We start from the raw sequence: 17500 nt of genomic DNA on the forward strand, positions 1-17500 counted from the left end.
CGCAATGGGTTTTTCGGTGGTCACAGGCACAGTCACCGTTGACGTCCCTTCAGAGTAGTTTTCGGTTTCCCCTCCCCAAGGTTGGCATGTGAGCCAACTCTCAAGGCGGTGCAATATGACCTATAGTTGCCAACCATGAGACTATCTGCACACCGCCACCACGGGTCAACCGCGGCCCGGGCGGGCCGCTCCGCCGGGTCGGTCCGCCATGCCCACTGAGCCCGCACCAGCCGGCCGGCTGAGCTTCGTCACGCTCCAGCAGTTCCTCGACCAACTGCCGCCGGTGTTGAAGACGCTCCACGACGGCGGCAGCGGCGACCGGCTGCTGCGCTGGGTGGAACCCAGTGAGCTGGAGGATCCGACGCCCTACCTGCCCGAGGGTGAGTTCCTGCTGACCGCCGGCCTTCCCTTCCTGGGCAACGGCGGGGCGCCCGCCAGCGCGGACGCGTATGTCCGGCGGTTGGTAGACGCCAAGGTAGCGGCCTTGGGATTCGGAATCAGGCCCTACTTCGACGCCGTCCCGGACGTGGTCATCGATGCGTGCCGGCACCACAACCTCACCTTGTTCGAAGTACCGGAATCGCTCCCGTTCGCGGCCATCGGCCTCCAATTCTCCCAGCTGCTGGAGTCCGATACTGCGCGGGTCTTCCGGCAACTGGCGGAAACCAACCGGCAGTTGATGCGCGCAGTCCTCTCCCCCAGGCCGGAACACGAACTGCTGGCGGCGCTGGTGCAGCGCGTGCCCGTCTGGGCAGTGATGGTGGGAGCGGACGGCCGGGTCCGGGCCCGCGGCACCAGCGGCGGCGGCAGCCCCGCCGTCGAGCTTTCCCTGCTGGAACCCATGCTCAAACGCTTGTTCTCCGGCAGCGGCCCCCGGGTGGAGATGGACGGGTTTGACCTGCCGGGCTCGGCCTTGGTGGTTGGCCATCCGCTGCGCAGCACCAAGGACGCGAACCTGGGGGCACTGGTCCTGGGTTCAGACGCACCGTTGACGCCGGCACAGAACAACGTGGTCCAGTCCGCCGTCGGACTCCTCGAACTGTTGGTCCGGCAGCGGACCAGCGGTTCGCTGGCACCCAGCCAGCTGGCTACGGCTGTGCTTCTGCACCCCGAAAGCCTCACCAGCGGGAGCGCCAGGCACCTGAACGCACTCAGGGACCTGATGGCGCAGAGCCTGTCCTCCACCCGGTCCGCGGCCATGCGCGTGGTGCAGGGCATCAAGATGGACGCACCGGAGTGGCCCGCCGGGGACAGCCCGGTCCGGGAGCTCCTCCAGTGGCGGCGCCTGTTCGATACCAAGCTGGTGGAAATCACCGATTACGGATTCGCTGCAGTGACCCGGTTGAAGGTGGACGACTCCCTGCTCGCCGAGGTCGAAAAGCTCGGGTGGCGCCTGGTGGTCGGCGAACCCACCGAACTCACCGGCCTTGCCGCCGCATATCAGGATGCGGGTTCCCTGCGGAGCCGCGTGCAGAGGAGCGGGCAAAGCGTCCGCGCCGACGAGGTTCAATGGTCGGTGGCCGGGCTGCTGGGCCGCGAAGCAGGGACCATGCTGGCGGAACGGCTCCTTCATCCGGTGCTGTCCCTGGAACCGGACCGGCGCGATCCGCTGCTGGCGGTGCTTCGCGGCTGGCTTACCGAGAACGGCAGCTGGGACGGCTCCGCCAAGCTGCTGGGACTTCACCGCAACAGCGTGCGGCGCCAGGTCGGGGTCCTTGCAGACCTCCTCGGGATGGACTTGAACCAGGCGCAGGTGCGGGCAGAGCTGTGGATTGCACTGCAGTACGCGGACGCATTGACCGGCCCGACGGCGGGCAGCTAGGCCAGGTGATCCGCGGACTGGGCCGGGCCGGACGCAAGCCCGGCCTCCCACGCGCGGTACAGCTCCGGCCGGCGCTCCCTCAGGTAGGGCACGTCGTTCCTGGCGGCGCGGACAGCCTCCGTGCCCACGGTGGCGAACAGCAGTTCCGGAGCAGTGCCCGCCGCAGCCAGCACGCCGCCATCCGGCCCCGCCACCACGCTTCCCCCGCCGAACGTATAGGAATCCTCGGCGCCACAGTGGTTGGCATAGGCCACGTTGAGCTGGCTTTCCAGCGCACGTGCGCGGACAAGGACCTGGGGCACCGCCCCATAGCCCGCGGACAAGGCGGTGGGCACCAGCAGCAGTTCCGCGCCGCGCGCGGCTGCGGCCCTCGCGGCTTCCGGGAATTCGATGTCGTAACAGATCAGCAATGAGGTGCGGATGCCGAGGAAGTCGACGACGGCGGGCGGCTCGCTGGCCGCGACGAATGCCTTGCGTTCCTCGTCGCCGAAGAGGTGCACCTTGGCGTACCGAAGAAGTTCCGCGCCGGTGGCGTCCACCAGGGACGCGGAAATGTGCCAGCCGGGACCGCCCGCGCGGTCCATGTACCGGGAGCCGTTGCCCTTTTGGGCGGCGGCAGCGCCGTCACCTGCGCCACCGGCGGCTTCGGCCGGGAGGCTGTAAACGAGGCCAATCCCGTTGCGGCGGGCAATCCCCGCGAGGCTTTCGCGGAGTGCGGGAAGGGTTGCCGGGTCCAGTTCGCTGCGCAGCCGCAGTGGGGCGTAGCCCACCGGAAACAGCTCCGGCGTCAGGAGCAGGCCGGCGCCGGCGCGGGCGGCCCGGTTGGCAGCCTCGTCAATGGTCCGGAGATTCGCCTCAACGTCCAGGACCGCGGCGTTTGCCTGCAGGACGGACAGCAGCATCATTACCACCTTCTGTATGCCTGTCCGTGGTGACTGGACAGGCCGGACTGTTGACTGCCTCCAGCCTAGCCAGCGCTGCAGGGAAGGAGACGGGTCGTTTGGACCCGTCCGCCCCCTGCCGCGGGACGGAATGCCCACGGCCGGCTCGCAAAAGAGGTCAGACGCGTTTACCGGACACCCGTCCGACGTTATGCGTTAACTTCTTGACTACAAGAGGAACGATAGGGCAATCTTCTTAGCATGTCCGCAACCACGCGCTCAACGAGGAGCAAGCCCAAGAATCCCGGCTCGCAGTCAGCCCTGCGGCAGCTGAACCAGCAGCGGATCATTGAGGCCCTTATGGGGGGTCCGTCCACGCAGGCGGAGCTCGCCCGGCAGACGGGGCTTTCCACTGCCACCGTCTCGAACATCGTCAAAATCATGCTGGACTCCGGCTTGGCCTCCACCGAACCGATTACCAGTTCCGGCCGCCGGGCATTGAACGTGCGGCTCAACAGCAATGGCGCCGTTGCGGTCGGCATCGACTTCGGCCGCCGGCACCTGCGGGTGGTCTTGGCCTCCCTCAGCTACCACGTCATTGCCGAAGAGTCGGTGATGCTTCCGCTGGGCCACCAGGCGGACGACGGCATCCAGGCGGCGGTGGTGCTGCTGGAGAAACTGCTCCGGGAAAGCGGGGTGGAACGGAGCTACATGGTGGGCGCCGGCGTCGGAATTCCAGGCCCGATCGACCGGCGGACCGGCACCGTCGCGCAGGGGGCAATCCTTCCCGAATGGGTGGGCATCAACATCCTCCAGCATCTTGAGGAAACCTTGAGAATCCCCGTGTTTGTGGACAATGACGCGAATCTGGGCGCATGGTCAGAAGTGACCTGGGGGCAGCATTCGGGGGTCAGCAACCTGCTGTTCCTGAAGATCGGTTCCGGTATCGGCGCCGGCCTGATCCTCAACGGAGCGCCGTACTACGGCAACGTGGGAATCACCGGCGAAATCGGCCATGCCACCATCCACGAGCAAGGGCTGGTGTGCCGGTGCGGGAACCGCGGATGCCTGGAAACCATCGCGTCCACCACCACCATGATCGAGCTCCTGAGCCGCGGCGAGGACCGGCCGTTGACGCCCGCCGACATCGTCAGGAAAGCCTTGAACCGGGACTCGGCAACCCTCCGCGTGGTGGACGACGCAGGCCTGGCGGTGGGGCGTGCCCTGGGCAACGTGGCCAATCTGATCAACCCCGAAGTCATCGTGGTGGGCGGGCCGCTGGCAGGCCTGGGCGACATTCTGCTGGACCCTATCCGCAGGGGGCTGATCCGGCACGCCGTGCCGGTGATCGGCGAAACAACCACCTTGGCCATGTCCTCGCTGGGCGACCGCGCCGAGGCCCTGGGGGCGGCGGCTTTGGTGTTCCAGCATGCAGGTATCCGACGCTCGTAGACCATTTCGTTATCCGGCAATTGCGTTAAAGACTTGACGACAACAGCTGTGATCCAGTTTACTTTTGGTTCAGACGGCCCTGCGCTTTGCCGGCCGGACAAAGAAGTCATTGCATTGGAGGGTTAGGGCTCATGACGTCCCAGACCACGCATACGGATCCGATCATCCTTGAGATGCGGTCCATCACCAAGGAATTCCCCGGCGTTAAAGCCTTGTCGAACGTGAGCCTCCGGGTCAGGGCCGGCGAAATCCACGCCATCTGCGGCGAAAACGGCGCCGGCAAGTCCACCCTCATGAAGGTCCTCTCGGGCGTCTACCCCTACGGCAGCTACGACGGTGACATCGTGTACCAGGGCCAGGTCCAGCAGTTCAAGGACATCAGGGCCAGCGAGCATGCCGGAATCGTCATCATCCACCAGGAACTGGCGCTGATCCCCGAGCTGTCCATCATGGAGAACATCTTCCTGGGCAACGAACCCACCAAGCGGGGCGTCATCGACTGGGCCGAGGCCCGGCTGCGGTCGCTGGACCTGCTGGCGCGGGTAGGCCTCCGGGATGACCCGGACACCCCCATCAAGGAAATCGGCGTCGGCAAGCAGCAACTGGTGGAAATCGCCAAGGCGCTGAACAAGTCCGTGAAGATCCTGATCCTGGACGAGCCCACTGCAGCCCTTAATGAATCCGACTCCCAGCATCTGCTGGATTTGATGCTGGGCCTGAAGGCGAAGGGCATCACGTCGATCATCATTTCGCACAAGCTCAACGAGATTGAGCAGGTGGCCGATTCGATCACCATCATCCGCGACGGCAAGTCAATCGAGACGCTGGACGTCAAGAAGGACGGCGTGGACGAGGACCGGATCATCAAGGGCATGGTGGGCCGGACACTGGAATCCCGGTTCCCGGACCACACACCCAAGATCGGCGAGGTGTTCTTCGAGGTCAAGGACTGGACTGTTGGCCACCCGGCCATCCAGGACCGCCTGGTCTGCAAGGGCTCGAACTTCTTTGTCCGCCGTGGCGAAATCGTCGGCTTCGCCGGGCTCATGGGTGCCGGGCGCACCGAACTGGCCCGCTCGGTCTTCGGCCGGTCCTACGGCCGCTTCATCGACGGCCACATCTACAAGGATGGCAAGGAAGTCGTCCTCAAGAACGTCCGGCAGGCCATCGACGCCGGACTGGGCTACGTCACCGAGGACCGCAAGTCGCTGGGCCTGAACCTCCTGGATGACATCAAGACGACCACCGTGGCGGCTAACCTGCGCAAGATCAGCCACAACTTCGTGGTGGACGCCAACCAGGAATTCACGGTTGCGGAGCAGTACCGCAAGTCGCTGCGGACCAAGACGCCCTCCGTCGAGGAAGGTGTCGCCAAGCTCTCCGGCGGCAACCAGCAGAAGGTGGTCCTCGCCAAGTGGATGTTCACGGACCCCGACCTGCTGATCCTCGACGAGCCGACGCGCGGCATCGACGTCGGCGCCAAGTATGAGATCTACGGCATCATCCAGCAGCTCGCCAACCAGGGCAAGGGCGTCATTGTTATTTCCTCGGAGCTACCCGAGCTCCTGGGCCTGTCCGACCGCATCTACACCATCTTCGAAGGCGCCATCACCGGTGTCCTGACCAAAGACGAGGCCAGCCAGGAAAGCCTGATGAAACTGATGACCTCCGCTACCCGAAAAGCCGCCTGACCTTCTGGCAATCCCCAGAACCTTCCGGACACAAGGACTGACACCATGAACGCCCTCAAAAAGCTGTTTGGCGGCAACACCCGCCAATTCGGCATGATCTTCGCCCTGGTTGCGCTGATCATTTTCTTCCAGATCTTCACCGACGGCCGCACCCTCACTCCCGGCAACGTCATCAACCTCTTCAACGGCAACTCCTACATCCTGATCCTGGCGATCGGCATGGTCCTGGTGATTATCGCCGGCCACATCGATCTTTCCGTCGGTTCGGTCGCGGCGTTTGTCGGGGTCAGCGTCGCCCTGGCCATCCGCGACTGGGGAATCCCCTGGTATGCGGGCGTGCTCCTGGGCCTGCTGCTCGGAGCCCTGATCGGAGCCTGGCAAGGCCTGTGGACAGCGTATGTGGGCATTCCGGCCTTCATCGTCACCCTGGCAGGCATGCTCCTGTTCCGCGGCTTCAACCAGTTCGTAGGCAAGTCCAACACCATTCCCGTCCCGGAAGACTTCCAGTACCTCGGCTCCGGCTACCTCCCGGAGGTAGGACCGGACACCGGGTTCAACAACCTGACACTCCTGATGGGCATCGCCGTTGCGGTCTTCGTCGTCGTAGGTGAACTCCGGGCCCGGGCACGGGCCAAGGCGCTGGGCGCCGGCGTCCCCGAAATGTGGGTGACCGTGGTGAAGCTGGTGCTGATCTGCGCCGCCATCCTCTACGCCACGTACCTGTTCGCCACGGGCCGGCCCGGCACGTCCTTCCCCATCCCCGGCCTGATCCTGGCCGTCCTGGTCCTGATCTACGGCTTCATCTCCTCGCGCACCGTCGTTGGCCGCCACGTCTACGCTGTCGGTGGCAACCGCCACGCAGCCGAACTGTCCGGCGTCCAGTCCAAGAAGGTCAACTTCCTGGTCATGATGAACATGTCCATCCTGGCCGGGCTGGCCGGCATGATCTTCGTGGGCCGCTCCACCGCGTCCGGCCCCTTTGACGGCGTCGGCTGGGAACTGGACGCCATCGCCGCTGTCTTCATCGGCGGCGCGGCAGTGACAGGCGGCGTGGGCACCGTGGTCGGCTCCATCATCGGTGGCCTGGTCATGGCCGTGCTCAACAACGGCCTGCAGCTCCTGGGCGTCGGCGCCGACCTCACCCAGATCATCAAGGGCCTGGTCCTCCTGATCGCCGTCGCCTTCGACGTCTACAACAAGTCCCAGGGCAAGCGGTCCATCATCGGCATGCTGACCCGGAACATGAACCGCAACACCGCCGGCCCCAGCGGCCCCATCCAGCCTGACGAAACAACCTCCACCAAGGAAGCGATCGCCAGGGAAGCCTGAAGTTTGCAGCCTGAATACTGTTCCATCACACAAAGAAAGAGAACCAACAATGCGAATGTTTGGTAAAGCAGGGAAGGCCGCAGCGGTTGCTGCCATCGCAGCACTGGCGCTGACGGGCTGTGGACGCTCGGAACCCTCCGGTGGTTCCAGCAGCGGTGCCGCGGGATTCGACCAGAACTCCTCCATCGGCGTCGCGCTTCCGCAGAAGACCAGTGAGAACTGGGTCCTGGCCGAGAAGCTGTTTAACGACGGCCTGAACGGCGCAGGGTTCAAGGCTGACGTCCAGTTCGCCAACGGCGGCGTTTCCGAGCAGCAGAACCAGATCAGCGCCATGGTCACCAAGGGTGCCAAGGTCATCATCGTGGGCGCCATCGACGGCTCCCAGCTGGGTACCCAGCTCAAGCAGGCAAAGGACGCAGGCGCCACCATCATCGCCTACGACCGCCTCCTGCTGAACACCGCCAACGTGGACTACTACGTGGCGTATGACAACTTCAAGGTCGGCGTTCTCCAGGGCCAGGCCCTGCTGGACGGCCTCAAGGCCAAGAAGCCGTCCGGTCCCTACAACATCGAACTGTTCGCGGGTTCACCGGACGATGCCAACGCCAAGGTGTTCTTCGACGGCGCCATGAGCGTCCTGAAGCCCAAGATCGACGACGGCACCCTCAAGGTTGTCTCCGGACAGGCCAGCTTCGAGCAGGCCGTAACCCAGGGCTGGAAGGCTGAGAACGCCCAGCGCCGCATGGACACCCTGCTCAGCGGCAGCTACAGCAGCGCCAACGTTGACGGCGTCCTGTCCCCCAACGACACCCTGGCCCGCGCGATCCTGACCTCCGTCAAGGCCGCAGGCAAGCCGATCCCGGTGGTCACCGGCCAGGACTCCGAGGTTGAGTCGGTCAAGTCCATCCTCGCCGGCGAGCAGTACTCCACCATCAACAAGGACACCCGCAAGCTCGTTGAGCACGCAATCACCATGGTCAAGGACCTGCAGGCCGGCAAGAAGCCTGAGGTCAACGACGACAAGTCCTACAACAACGGCAACAAGGTTGTACCCGCCTACCTGCTGGAGCCGGTCATCGTGACCTCCGCCAACGTGAAGACGGCCTACACGGACGACCCCGTACTCGGCCCGATCACCAAGTAGCACCCGTGCAACAGCCGGCGTAAAACCGGCTACAGGAAAGCCCGGTCCCTTCGTGGGGCCGGGCTTTCCTGCGTCTGCCTAGCGCTGGACCCGGAGCACTCCCGGACCGGTGAACTGCAGCGCGTGGTTCTTCACGGCCGCAGGGGTGGTAAACGCCTTGTAGGCGTAGGCGTCGGCGGGGTTCCAGCCCACATCCGTGGTGAAGTCCCAACCGGTCCAGTCCGGGGCAATAGTTCCGGTCTCTTCTGCTTCGGCAAGGGCTTGCGCACGATGTTGGTCGAAGGAGGCACGGGCTATGGCATTCAGGTCTGCTTCGGCCCCGTTGAACCAGGACCCGGTATCGCTGAAGCGGTTGCCGTTGTAGCTGCTGACCATGACGCTCTGGTCAGCCCCGGGACCGGTGTATTCGAACGCATTTCGCTCTGAAAAGATTCGTGATTCATATCCGGCGCCGAGGAAGTAGCTGTGGCCGCCCTGCCCTTCGCTGATCATGGGGTACTCGGGATCATCCGTGCTGCCAACGAAGTAGTTGTTCACCACATGGACCTCGCCGAAGCGTACGCGCGGTCCCCGCTGCTGGATGTTCTCGAACAGGTTGCCGATGTATGTGACATGAAGCTTGCCGCCATCTTTGTCCACGTGCTCATCGCCCGACCCCAGGAGCATGGTCTTGTCGTGGTTGGACAGCCTGCTGTTCGAAACGGTGACGAAATCCGTGCCGTCCTTCAGGTCCAGCAGTCCATCGTGCCGGTTCGCAGGCTTGCCCCGGAAGCCCATCGGCGCCTCCGCATCGGGGAACCTGCCGTCAGAGAAGTGGACGTGGTCTATCCACACGTGGTGGGACGTCACCGAAGAAACAGCATCGAAGCGCGCATTCCAGGCTCCGTCGCCGTCATCGGGAGACCATGTGGTGAAGAAATCCACCGGCGCTTCGATGCTGAGGTTTCGAATCACCACGTTCGAGGCGTTCAGGATGACGATGTTTGCACCTACGAAGCCGGCGCCCCCATCCGCCCCTACGAGGGTGGTGTTGCTGGGGATGCTGATCTCAATCTGCCGCTTCATGTTGTTGCTGCCGGTCTGCCGGAGTTGGCGCTGCTTCTTGCAGTAATCGAAGGTTTGGTCGCTCCACACCCTTCCCTCCGGTCCGAAGCAGGACATGTACTTGGTGATGTCGTATCCGGACGCGTAATTCTGCTCCCCGAGGATTCGGCCGTCCGGGGCTTGGTTTCCGTCGATAGTGCCGCGGACGTAAACAACCTTCGGCGCGCTTGGCTCGCCATGGTTGGCGAGCGCAGCCTTCAGCCCGGCAAGGGTATTCACCTCGTAGGTGTTTGCGGCGGGTGCGCCGGCACCCCCATTGGTACCGCTTCCGACGGCGGCCCAACCGGCAGGTGCCGCATCATCAGCGCGGATGGTGCCGCCGCCGGTTGGTGCCGGGGTGGCCGGGGCGGGGGCTGCCACGGAAAGTCCGACGGCCAGTGCGCAGCCGACGGAGGTGGCGATCATAGCGAGGCGCGGGAGGCCCCGCTGCATGGATGGAAAAGGTCGGAGGGTGTTCAGGGACGTCATTGGCCTGGTTTCCGGCATGCCAAATAGACCACATGCCTTGGTACGTGGTGCATCGGATGGGTTGCGACTCAGTTCAGAAAGCGTTTTCTGAGGAGTTCCTTAATTTTTAGTACTCCTGTGACAAAGCTGTCAATAGCGCTTCACAGCGCAAACACAGGTGGCCGGATTCACGCACAGCATGCCCGGCGAGTGTTGAGGCGAAGCCGGCCCTCCGCGCCGGCACCTGAGTCATAGGAGTAACGTGAGCGTCCTTGCCCGAAGCGTAGGCAATGCCTTCAAAAACAAGGTCCGCACCGCAGCTGTTGTCGCGGTGCTGGCCGTCGCCATCGGACTGGCCCTGGCCATGCTGGTGGCCAACCAGGCGGTCGGAGCCAAAGTCCGGGAGCTGAACGCCTCCGTAGGCACCGTCCTGACTGTCAACCCGGCCGGCGGCCAAGGCTTCGAAGGCGGCGGGGAGCCCCTCACCGCCGCCCAGGCGGCCGCCGCGGCCGCCGTACCCAACGTCAGTGCCGTCGTCGGGACCTCATCGCTCCGCCTCCGCAATGCCGCTGAAGCCGCAGCGCAGGCAGCCGCTGGCCAGACAGGCCAGGCGGGTCCCGGGGGCGGGCAGGGCGGCCCCGGCGGCCAGTCGGCAACCACCTTGACCACCAGCCTGACCGCTGCGGTGGACGCCGGAACGCTGGGCAACCGCAACCAGCAGGCCAACGGAACCACCGGTTCCACCGGTTCCACCGGGGGCACCCAGGCCGTCAGGTCCCTGCCCATCACTGCCACGGGGATCGGCGCAGAGGTGGACACCACGGGCAAAGCCTTGAACATCACGCAGGGCTCCGGACTCGGTAACTACTCAACCGCTTCGACCAGCGCGCTGCTCGGCACCACACTGGCTGAGAAGAACAACCTCACGATCGGTTCCACCTTCACCATCAATGACCAGGCCTACACAGTGGCGGGACTGTTCGATGCAGGCACCGCGTTCGGCAACAACGCCGTATACGTGACACTGCTTACTGCCCAGACCTTGGCCGGGACGCAAAATGAGCTGTCCAGCATGATTGTCACGGTCAACTCGATGGACAATGTGGCCTCCACCAAGACAGCGCTGCAATCGGCTCTCGGCACCGACAAGGCTGACGTCACCCAAGGCCAGAACCTGCAGACGGCGGTCAGCTCCCTGGACAGCGTCAAGAACATTGCCTTGATCGCGTTCATCGCCGCCCTTGGCACGGCAGGCCTGATCATCCTGCTCATTATGGTCATGCTGGTCCGCGAGCGCCGCCGCGAGATCGGCGTACTGAAGGCTATCGGGGCACCCAACCGCACCATCGGACTGCAGTTCGTGCTGGAAGCACTGGTCCTCGCCGCACTGGGCAGCGCGGTGGGAGCCGGTATCGCATCATTCGCCAGCGGCGGCATTGCCTCTGCCCTGATCAGCAGCAACACCACCACGACGGCGGCCACAACCACCGGCCGCGGATTCCCGGGCGGGGCCGGTGGCTTCCCCGGTGGCCAGGGCGGTCCCCTGGGTGGCGCCTCCCAGCTGTTGAACTCCGTGACCGCGAGCGCATCGCCGGGAGTCATCGCCGGTGGCATTGCGGCCGTCTTCGGCGTCGCCATCGTCGGCGCCCTGGTTCCCGCGCTGCTCACGGCGCGTATCCGTCCCGTCGAAGTCCTGCGAGGAGAATAGCCATGATTGAAGTCAAGAACCTGATCCGTACTTTCAACTCCGGTGACCGCACCATCAAGCCGGTCAACGATGTCAGCTTCGCCTTGGAGCAAGGAACCCTTGCCTCGATTGTTGGCAAGAGCGGCAGTGGCAAGAGCACCCTCTTGTCCCTCCTGGGCGCGCTTGACAAGCCCACCAGCGGTGACGTGCTGGTCAACGGGGTCAGCCTCGCCAGGATGCCCGACGCAAAGCTGACCGAGTACCGTCGGCGCGATATCGGTTTCGTTTTCCAGCAGTTCAATCTGATCCCCAACTTATCGGCAGTGGACAACGTCATGCTGCCCATGGAGTTCGCCGGCATGCGCAAGGCAGCCCGGCTGCAGCGGGCAAAGGAGTTGCTGGAGCAGGTCCAGCTGGACCCTTCCAAGCATGAGCGGCGCATCAACCGGCTCTCCGGTGGCGAGCAGCAGCGCGTGGCCATTGCCCGGGCACTGGCCAACGAACCCAAGCTCATCCTGGCCGACGAGCCCACCGGGAACCTGGACGAGCAAACCGGCGACCACATCATCGAGCTCCTCAGTTCGCTGAGCCGGGACCACAACACCACCATCCTGGTGGTCACGCACGACCGCGCCTTGGCCAACAAGACCGACCGCCGTTTCCGGCTCCAGCAGGGCAAGTTGACGGAGGAACCCGTCCGCGGCCGGGCCGCCGTCGCCGCTTCTGCCTGAGGCGTCCGGGGCTCGAGGCGGGGCACCGCGCCCCGCCTTGGGCCCGTTGTGCTGGTGCCGTCCTCCCCCGTGGCGGCGCACTCCCCCACCCCGCAGCGCGCTGTGACAGGATGGCAGTTATGACTGCTCCCATCGCCACGCCATGGCTGACCGGCCAGCCTGACCAGGACCCCCGCTCCGCCACCGGAACGCCCCTGCGCTGGGGAATCATCGCAACAGGCAGCATTGCCCGCGCCGTCTCACAAGATCTTGCTTTGCTCCAGGACGCCCGGCTGTACGCGGTCAGTTCCCGGGCCCAGGACTCTGCGGACGCGTTCGCTGTCGCCTACGACTTTGAGAAAGCCTACGGGGACGACGACGGCGTGCCCGGCTACCAGCGGCTCCTCGCCGATGACGCCGTGGACATCGTCTACGTCGCAACGCCCCATGCGCAGCACCACGAGATTGTCCTCGCCGCCCTCAACGCCGGCAAGCACGTGCTGTGCGAAAAAGCCTTCACCATCAACGCCCGGGAAGCGGCCGAACTCATCGACGTCGCCCGCAAACACAAGCTCTTCCTGATGGAGGCGGTCTGGAGCCGGTTCCTGCCGTCAATGCAGCGGGCTTTCGAAATTGCCGCATCGGGTGAACTGGGCGACATCCACTGGATCAGCGCCGACCTCGGCTTTCCTGCACCGTACTCCCCCACCGCCCGGCTCTGGGCGCGCGAAGACGGCGGGGGTGCGCTGCTGGATCTGTCGGTTTATCCGCTTCTCTGGGCCTTGGGGACCCTCGGTTTTCCGCAGACCGTGAGCGCCACCGGATTCGTGAACGACGACGGCGTGGACGCCCAGAACGCGATGACCCTCGGCTACAGCCACGCGGCCCAGGTCCAGCTCACCTCATCGCTGCTGGCCCATGGGCCCCGTACCGCCACTGTTGCCGGAAGCCTGGGGTTCCTGCAGAGCGTTGGGTCGATCAACAGTCCGCGCGAACTCATCATCGCCAACGGGTGGGAGAACCGCCGGACGGAAACGTTCGACGTCGTCGGGAAAGGCTACACCTACGAGCTGCGCGAAGTGATGAGGTGCGTCCAACAGGGGCTCACGGAGAGCCCGGTGATGCCGCTGGAGGATTCACTTAACACGATGCGGCTGTTCGACGGCGTTCGCGCGCAGCTGGGCGTCACCTACCCGAACGACAACCGCTAGGGCTTGGGGCGGAGTTCCCAGATTGTTTGCGCCAACCCCTAGACTTCCCGGAATGCCCGGTCCTACCCTGTAGGCAGCATCGATTGCGCCGGTCACTGGGGGGTGGTACGCATGGCTCGAAGGAGTTCGCCATGGTGTGCCCTGCGCCCTGCGCTCCTCGCCGGAGCGGCCGCAGTCTTGTGGCTGACGCTGTCATCAGCCACAGCGTCGGCGGATTCCGGTCCTGGCTCCCCGCCCCTGCTCGGCAACGTGACCGGCTCGGTTTCAGCAATGACCCACGATCTTGCGAATCCGGCGTCCCCAGTGGCCCCTCCGGCCGGACCTGCTGCAGCACCCGGACTGGTGCAGACGGTGGCACCGCTTGAATCCGAGGCTGGGGACACCACCATTTCCACGGTTCCCGTGGTGGACCAGCTTGTTCCGGGGGGAAGCGTTTCCGCTGTCTCCGCTGCAGTTGGTGGCATGGCCGACCAGATAGCGGCCGGGGTGACGGAGGTTGTTGCGGCCCCTGCAGCCGAGGCCGTCCCGGCACTCGAACCGGCGCTCCAACCGGTTGCTGATCTTCTGACCCGTGCCACCGCAACGCCGCTTCCGCTTCCCGCTCCGACCGTCGACGCCGTGCTGGCAGATCTGCCTTCCGTGGTTGCTCCTGTTCCCGCAGCTGGGCCCGAGGCCTTGGAAGCGCTTCCGGATGTACCGGGAATGCTCCCGGAAGCGGATCAGGGAGCAGGGGCGTTGCCCACGGCGCCGGCCGGCAGCAGCAGCGCTGGCTTTGTGACGGTACGCAGCGCAGCCTTGGCGAACACGTCTGCCCCGCAGGCTGGCATGTCTGTCCCTGCTGGGCCCGCTTCAGGACAGCCCCTTCCCGTCGATCCGGCACCGCTGCCTGCCCAGGTTCCTGCCGCACCGGCATCCGGCACGGGCAGCGGTGCATCATCCGGCGGTGCAGCCGGTGCCGCAGCATGGCTGAGCCCTGCCTACTTTGGCTTTGAACGTCCCGGCGCTGTTCCCGCCGGTGAGACCTTCGAGCACGCCCCTGCGCCGGTGTCATTCGACCCCGGTTCTTCCCCTGACTAGTTGAGGCCGCCTGCCCTCTAACGGGCAGCACGTGGCTATACGGGCAGCTGATCAGCGCCCGAACAACATCAACCATTCAGGAGTCACCATCATGAACTGCACCCTTCGCAGGGGGCTGCTTTGCACCCTCTTTGCCGGCGGCCTTCTGGCCTTTGGCTGCGCTGCCGCCAACGGGGCGGACACAACCAGCGGGACGGATCTTTCCGCGTCCGCCCTGATCTCGGCGGCGCCCGCTGACTCGACGTCGTTGGGCCTGCTGGGTGGCCCAACGCCGTCCAGCTCAACGGGCGTCGCCGCTGCAGTGGATGTCAACCTCGGCCTCGGCACCAACGGCACCGGGACTACAGACGGCACAACCGCCGAGCTCGGGGCAGCCGTAAACCTCGGCACCCCCACCACCCCCGAAACCGGCACCACCGACCTCGCAGCCGCAGCCGACGTCAACCTCGGCCTCAGCACCAACGGCACCGGGACCACAGACGGCACAACCGCCGACCTCGGCACAGCCGTAAACCTCGGCACCGCCACCACCCCCGCAACCGGCACCACCGACCTCGCAGCCGCAGCCGACGTCAACCTCGGCCTCGGCACCAACGGCACCGGGACTACAGACGGCACCGCCGGAGACGCCGGAACAGCTGATCCCGGAACAAGCACCCCCGGCGCAAGCAATGCTGCCTCCGGCGACGTCCCGGCGTCATCCGCAGGCTCCAGGGCCGTCAGCGGAGCCATCGCACCTGTCACTGTCCCGCTCAGCAACCCCGCGCAGGGCCGTCCCGGCCTCGCCACCACGGGAACCGCGAACACCAGCCTCGCCAAGACCGGCTGGGATGGATCCTTGGCGCCTCTGGCACTGCTGCTCCTGGTGGCAGGACTTCTGGTGCTCCGGAAACGCAAGGTCTCCTAGGGGTTCGTTTTTCAATAGGCAGCGCCCGCGCGGAGGCGCCTGAAAGGGCTGCCTCGTGCGGGCCGGCGAGAGGAGGACATCCACCCGGAACAAACCTGAGCACAACACAAAACATGTCATCAGCACACATGTCCTTGTAGCCAATGGTCCGGCGGAAATGCTTCAACACACCGCCGGACCGTTGGCATGCGCACCGCCAAATCTGTGGTTTAACCGCGCCCCTCGTATAATTTGGGGTACGACAGTGCCGCAGCGCACCGGGAGGAACGGTCATGGTGGCGGAATCGCCTAGCTCCATCAAGAATGAAGTGGTCGGCGGACGTTACCGTTTGAGCGAAGTAATCGGCCGCGGCGGAATGTCATCGGTGTACTGCGCCCGCGACGAAAACCTCGGCCGCGACGTCGCCTTGAAACTCTTCGCTCCGCAGGCCCCGGACGCGGACGAACTCAAGCGCCAGGAAGCCGAGATCCAGCTCCTTGCCACGCTCAACCATCCCGGCCTGGTCACGCTCTTCGACGCCGGGATTGATGACCGGATCCCGGACGAACCACGGCCCTTCCTGACCATGGAGCTCGTCGACGGACAAGACCTCCGCAGCCGCATCCGGCACAGCCGGGTGCCCCTGGAAGAATTGTCCGTCATCGGTGCCGGCATCGCCGATGCCCTGGCCTACGTCCACGGCCTGGGCATCATCCACCGCGACATCAAACCCGGCAACATCCTGCTGGTCCAGATCCGTCCCGGCGAGCCGCTGCGCCCGAAACTCACGGACTTCGGCATCGCCAGGATCGTGGATTCCACCAGGCTCACTGCCACCGGGACCATGGTGGGCACCGCCGCCTACCTCAGCCCCGAGCAGGCACTCGGCAAGCCCCTGTCCCCCGCAACCGACATTTACTCGCTGGGGCTGGTGTTGCTCGAGTGCATTAAGGGCACCGTGGAGTATCCCGGCAGTGCGGTGGAATCGGCTGTGGCGCGGCTGCACCGCGCCCCTGAAATTCCCGACGGCGTGCCCTCCGAATGGGCTGAGCTCATCCGCTCCATGACGTCCATCGAGCCGCTTGAACGGCCAACGGCTGCCGACATCGAGACCTCGTTGCGCCAGGCCCTCGTCTCGCCCGCTTCCACCCCCGGGGAACTGGCTGCGGAGACCACCCGGGTGCTGCCCGCCATGCCCTTCCACCCGCCGTCCATCACTGCCGAAGAATCGATGGATGAGCTGCGGGAAGCGGCTGCCCCTGGGAGCGCGCGGCGCCCTGAAAAGAAGAGCGCCTCTTCGCTGCGCCGGTTCCTGTGGAGCAAGCGAATCTGGCTGGCCGTGGTCCTCGGCGTACTGGTGGTTGCCGCTGCTGCGGCAGCGGTGATGATCAGCGTCTCCGCCCGGCCCGCCGACGTCGTCCCTTATCCCACGGTCACTGGCACCTTGGGTGACCATCTGAAGGAACTCCAAAAGAGCGTGGCCCCGTGACGTTGCACCCGACCACAGTGGCGCGGTTTGCCCTGGCCGGCACCGCGGCGCTGCTTGTGTCCGGTTTCCTGGGCGCGTGTGCCTCGCCCGGTTCCGGCCTGCAGCGGGAGGCCGCCACACAGTTCCAGGCGCGGGTACTTGAGGTTACCCAGGCGGCCTCGCAGGACGATCCTGCCTCGGCCCTGAAGGCGCTCGACGGGCTTGAATCCGACCTCTCAGCGGCAACGGCGAAGGGCCAGGTCTCCGAGGAGCGGAGCCGCAGCATCACCACGGTCGCCAGCGCCGTCAGGGCAGACCTCAACGAGGCCGTTGCCGCCCAGCAGGCTGCCGCCAAGGCCGCCGAGGACGCGCGGACAGCAGCACAGCAAGCGGCGCAGAGCGCGTACCCCACGGCGGATGCGCCCGTGCCCCAGCCTGCCCCCGCCCAAGGTAGTTCCGGCAGCGGCGGCGCAAAGAACAGCGGCGGCGACAAGGGCAAGGGCAAGAACTGACCTGCACCCATCCGCCGACATGCAAAGGGGCGGTGCCCCGGAATCATCCGGAGCACCGCCCCTTTCATTGCTGCCGAA

General features: G+C 65.4%; 14 protein-coding genes. 12 read left to right on the top strand and 2 right to left on the bottom strand.

What is annotated here, in order from left to right; all coding sequences use genetic code 11:
- Positions 1–208 precede the first annotated feature (208 nt).
- A complete protein-coding gene (locus DC347_RS15055) occupies positions 209–1822 on the top strand; it encodes a PucR family transcriptional regulator (protein WP_109863496.1) in 1614 nt (537 codons plus the stop codon).
- Here the strand turns inward: DC347_RS15055 and DC347_RS15060 are convergent.
- Positions 1819–2727: a nitrilase-related carbon-nitrogen hydrolase gene (locus tag DC347_RS15060; RefSeq protein WP_109863497.1), complete on the bottom strand. Its 909-nt coding sequence runs from the start codon at positions 2725–2727 to the stop codon at positions 1819–1821. The two genes, DC347_RS15055 and DC347_RS15060, sit on opposite strands and share 4 nt — an antisense overlap.
- Positions 2728–2964: 237 nt before the next feature.
- On the opposite strand from DC347_RS15060, the gene DC347_RS15065 reads away from it, so the two are divergent.
- From DC347_RS15065 to DC347_RS15080, 4 genes are all read left to right on the top strand, one after another.
- On the top strand, positions 2965–4155 hold the full coding sequence (locus DC347_RS15065) for an ROK family transcriptional regulator (protein WP_018761950.1): 1191 nt from the start codon (positions 2965–2967) through the stop codon (positions 4153–4155).
- 131 nt (positions 4156–4286) lie between these two features.
- Positions 4287–5846, top strand: a complete 1560-nt coding sequence (mmsA, locus tag DC347_RS15070; RefSeq protein WP_018761951.1) for a multiple monosaccharide ABC transporter ATP-binding protein — start codon at positions 4287–4289, stop codon at positions 5844–5846.
- Between the two features lie 45 nt (positions 5847–5891).
- Entirely contained in the window at positions 5892–7175 is a 1284-nt protein-coding gene (gene mmsB, locus DC347_RS15075) for a multiple monosaccharide ABC transporter permease (protein ID WP_018761952.1), read from the top strand.
- A gap of 49 nt (positions 7176–7224) precedes the next feature.
- A complete protein-coding gene (locus tag DC347_RS15080; protein ID WP_043424015.1) occupies positions 7225–8319 on the top strand; it encodes a sugar-binding protein in 1095 nt (364 codons plus the stop codon).
- Positions 8320–8397: 78 nt separating this feature from the next.
- On the opposite strand, the gene DC347_RS15085 is transcribed toward DC347_RS15080, so the two are convergent.
- The gene (locus DC347_RS15085) at positions 8398–9891 is read right to left on the bottom strand and encodes a polysaccharide lyase family 1 protein (protein WP_240617807.1); all 1494 of its coding nucleotides are present in this window, start codon (positions 9889–9891) and stop codon (positions 8398–8400) included.
- 241 nt (positions 9892–10132) lie between these two features.
- On the opposite strand from DC347_RS15085, the gene DC347_RS15090 reads away from it, so the two are divergent.
- The 7 genes from DC347_RS15090 (at position 10133) to DC347_RS15120 (ending at position 17422) form a co-directional block, all read left to right on the top strand.
- Positions 10133–11578, top strand: a complete 1446-nt coding sequence (locus DC347_RS15090; RefSeq protein WP_109863498.1) for an ABC transporter permease — start codon at positions 10133–10135, stop codon at positions 11576–11578.
- Between the two features lie 2 nt (positions 11579–11580).
- Positions 11581–12288, top strand: coding sequence for an ABC transporter ATP-binding protein (locus DC347_RS15095; RefSeq protein WP_018761956.1), 708 nt, complete (start codon positions 11581–11583; stop codon positions 12286–12288).
- A gap of 119 nt (positions 12289–12407) precedes the next feature.
- Entirely contained in the window at positions 12408–13478 is a 1071-nt protein-coding gene (locus DC347_RS15100; RefSeq protein ID WP_018761957.1) for a Gfo/Idh/MocA family protein, read from the top strand.
- A gap of 270 nt (positions 13479–13748) precedes the next feature.
- The gene (locus tag DC347_RS15105) at positions 13749–14555 is read left to right on the top strand and encodes a hypothetical protein (RefSeq protein ID WP_240617808.1); all 807 of its coding nucleotides are present in this window, start codon (positions 13749–13751) and stop codon (positions 14553–14555) included.
- Between the two features lie 91 nt (positions 14556–14646).
- The gene (locus DC347_RS15110; protein ID WP_109863499.1) at positions 14647–15462 is read left to right on the top strand and encodes a hypothetical protein; all 816 of its coding nucleotides are present in this window, start codon (positions 14647–14649) and stop codon (positions 15460–15462) included.
- Positions 15463–15734: 272 nt separating this feature from the next.
- Positions 15735–16931 (top strand): serine/threonine-protein kinase, encoded by a 1197-nt coding sequence (locus tag DC347_RS15115; protein WP_109863500.1) that lies wholly within the window; start codon positions 15735–15737, stop codon positions 16929–16931.
- Positions 16928–17422: a hypothetical protein gene (locus DC347_RS15120; RefSeq protein ID WP_109863501.1), complete on the top strand. Its 495-nt coding sequence runs from the start codon at positions 16928–16930 to the stop codon at positions 17420–17422. Before DC347_RS15115 ends, DC347_RS15120 begins: the two co-directional genes overlap by 4 nt.
- Positions 17423–17500: the final 78 nt, after the last annotated feature.

Origin of the sequence: Pseudarthrobacter sp. AG30 (assembly GCF_003116525.1) — a bacterium.
Taxonomy (GTDB): domain Bacteria; phylum Actinomycetota; class Actinomycetes; order Actinomycetales; family Micrococcaceae; genus Arthrobacter.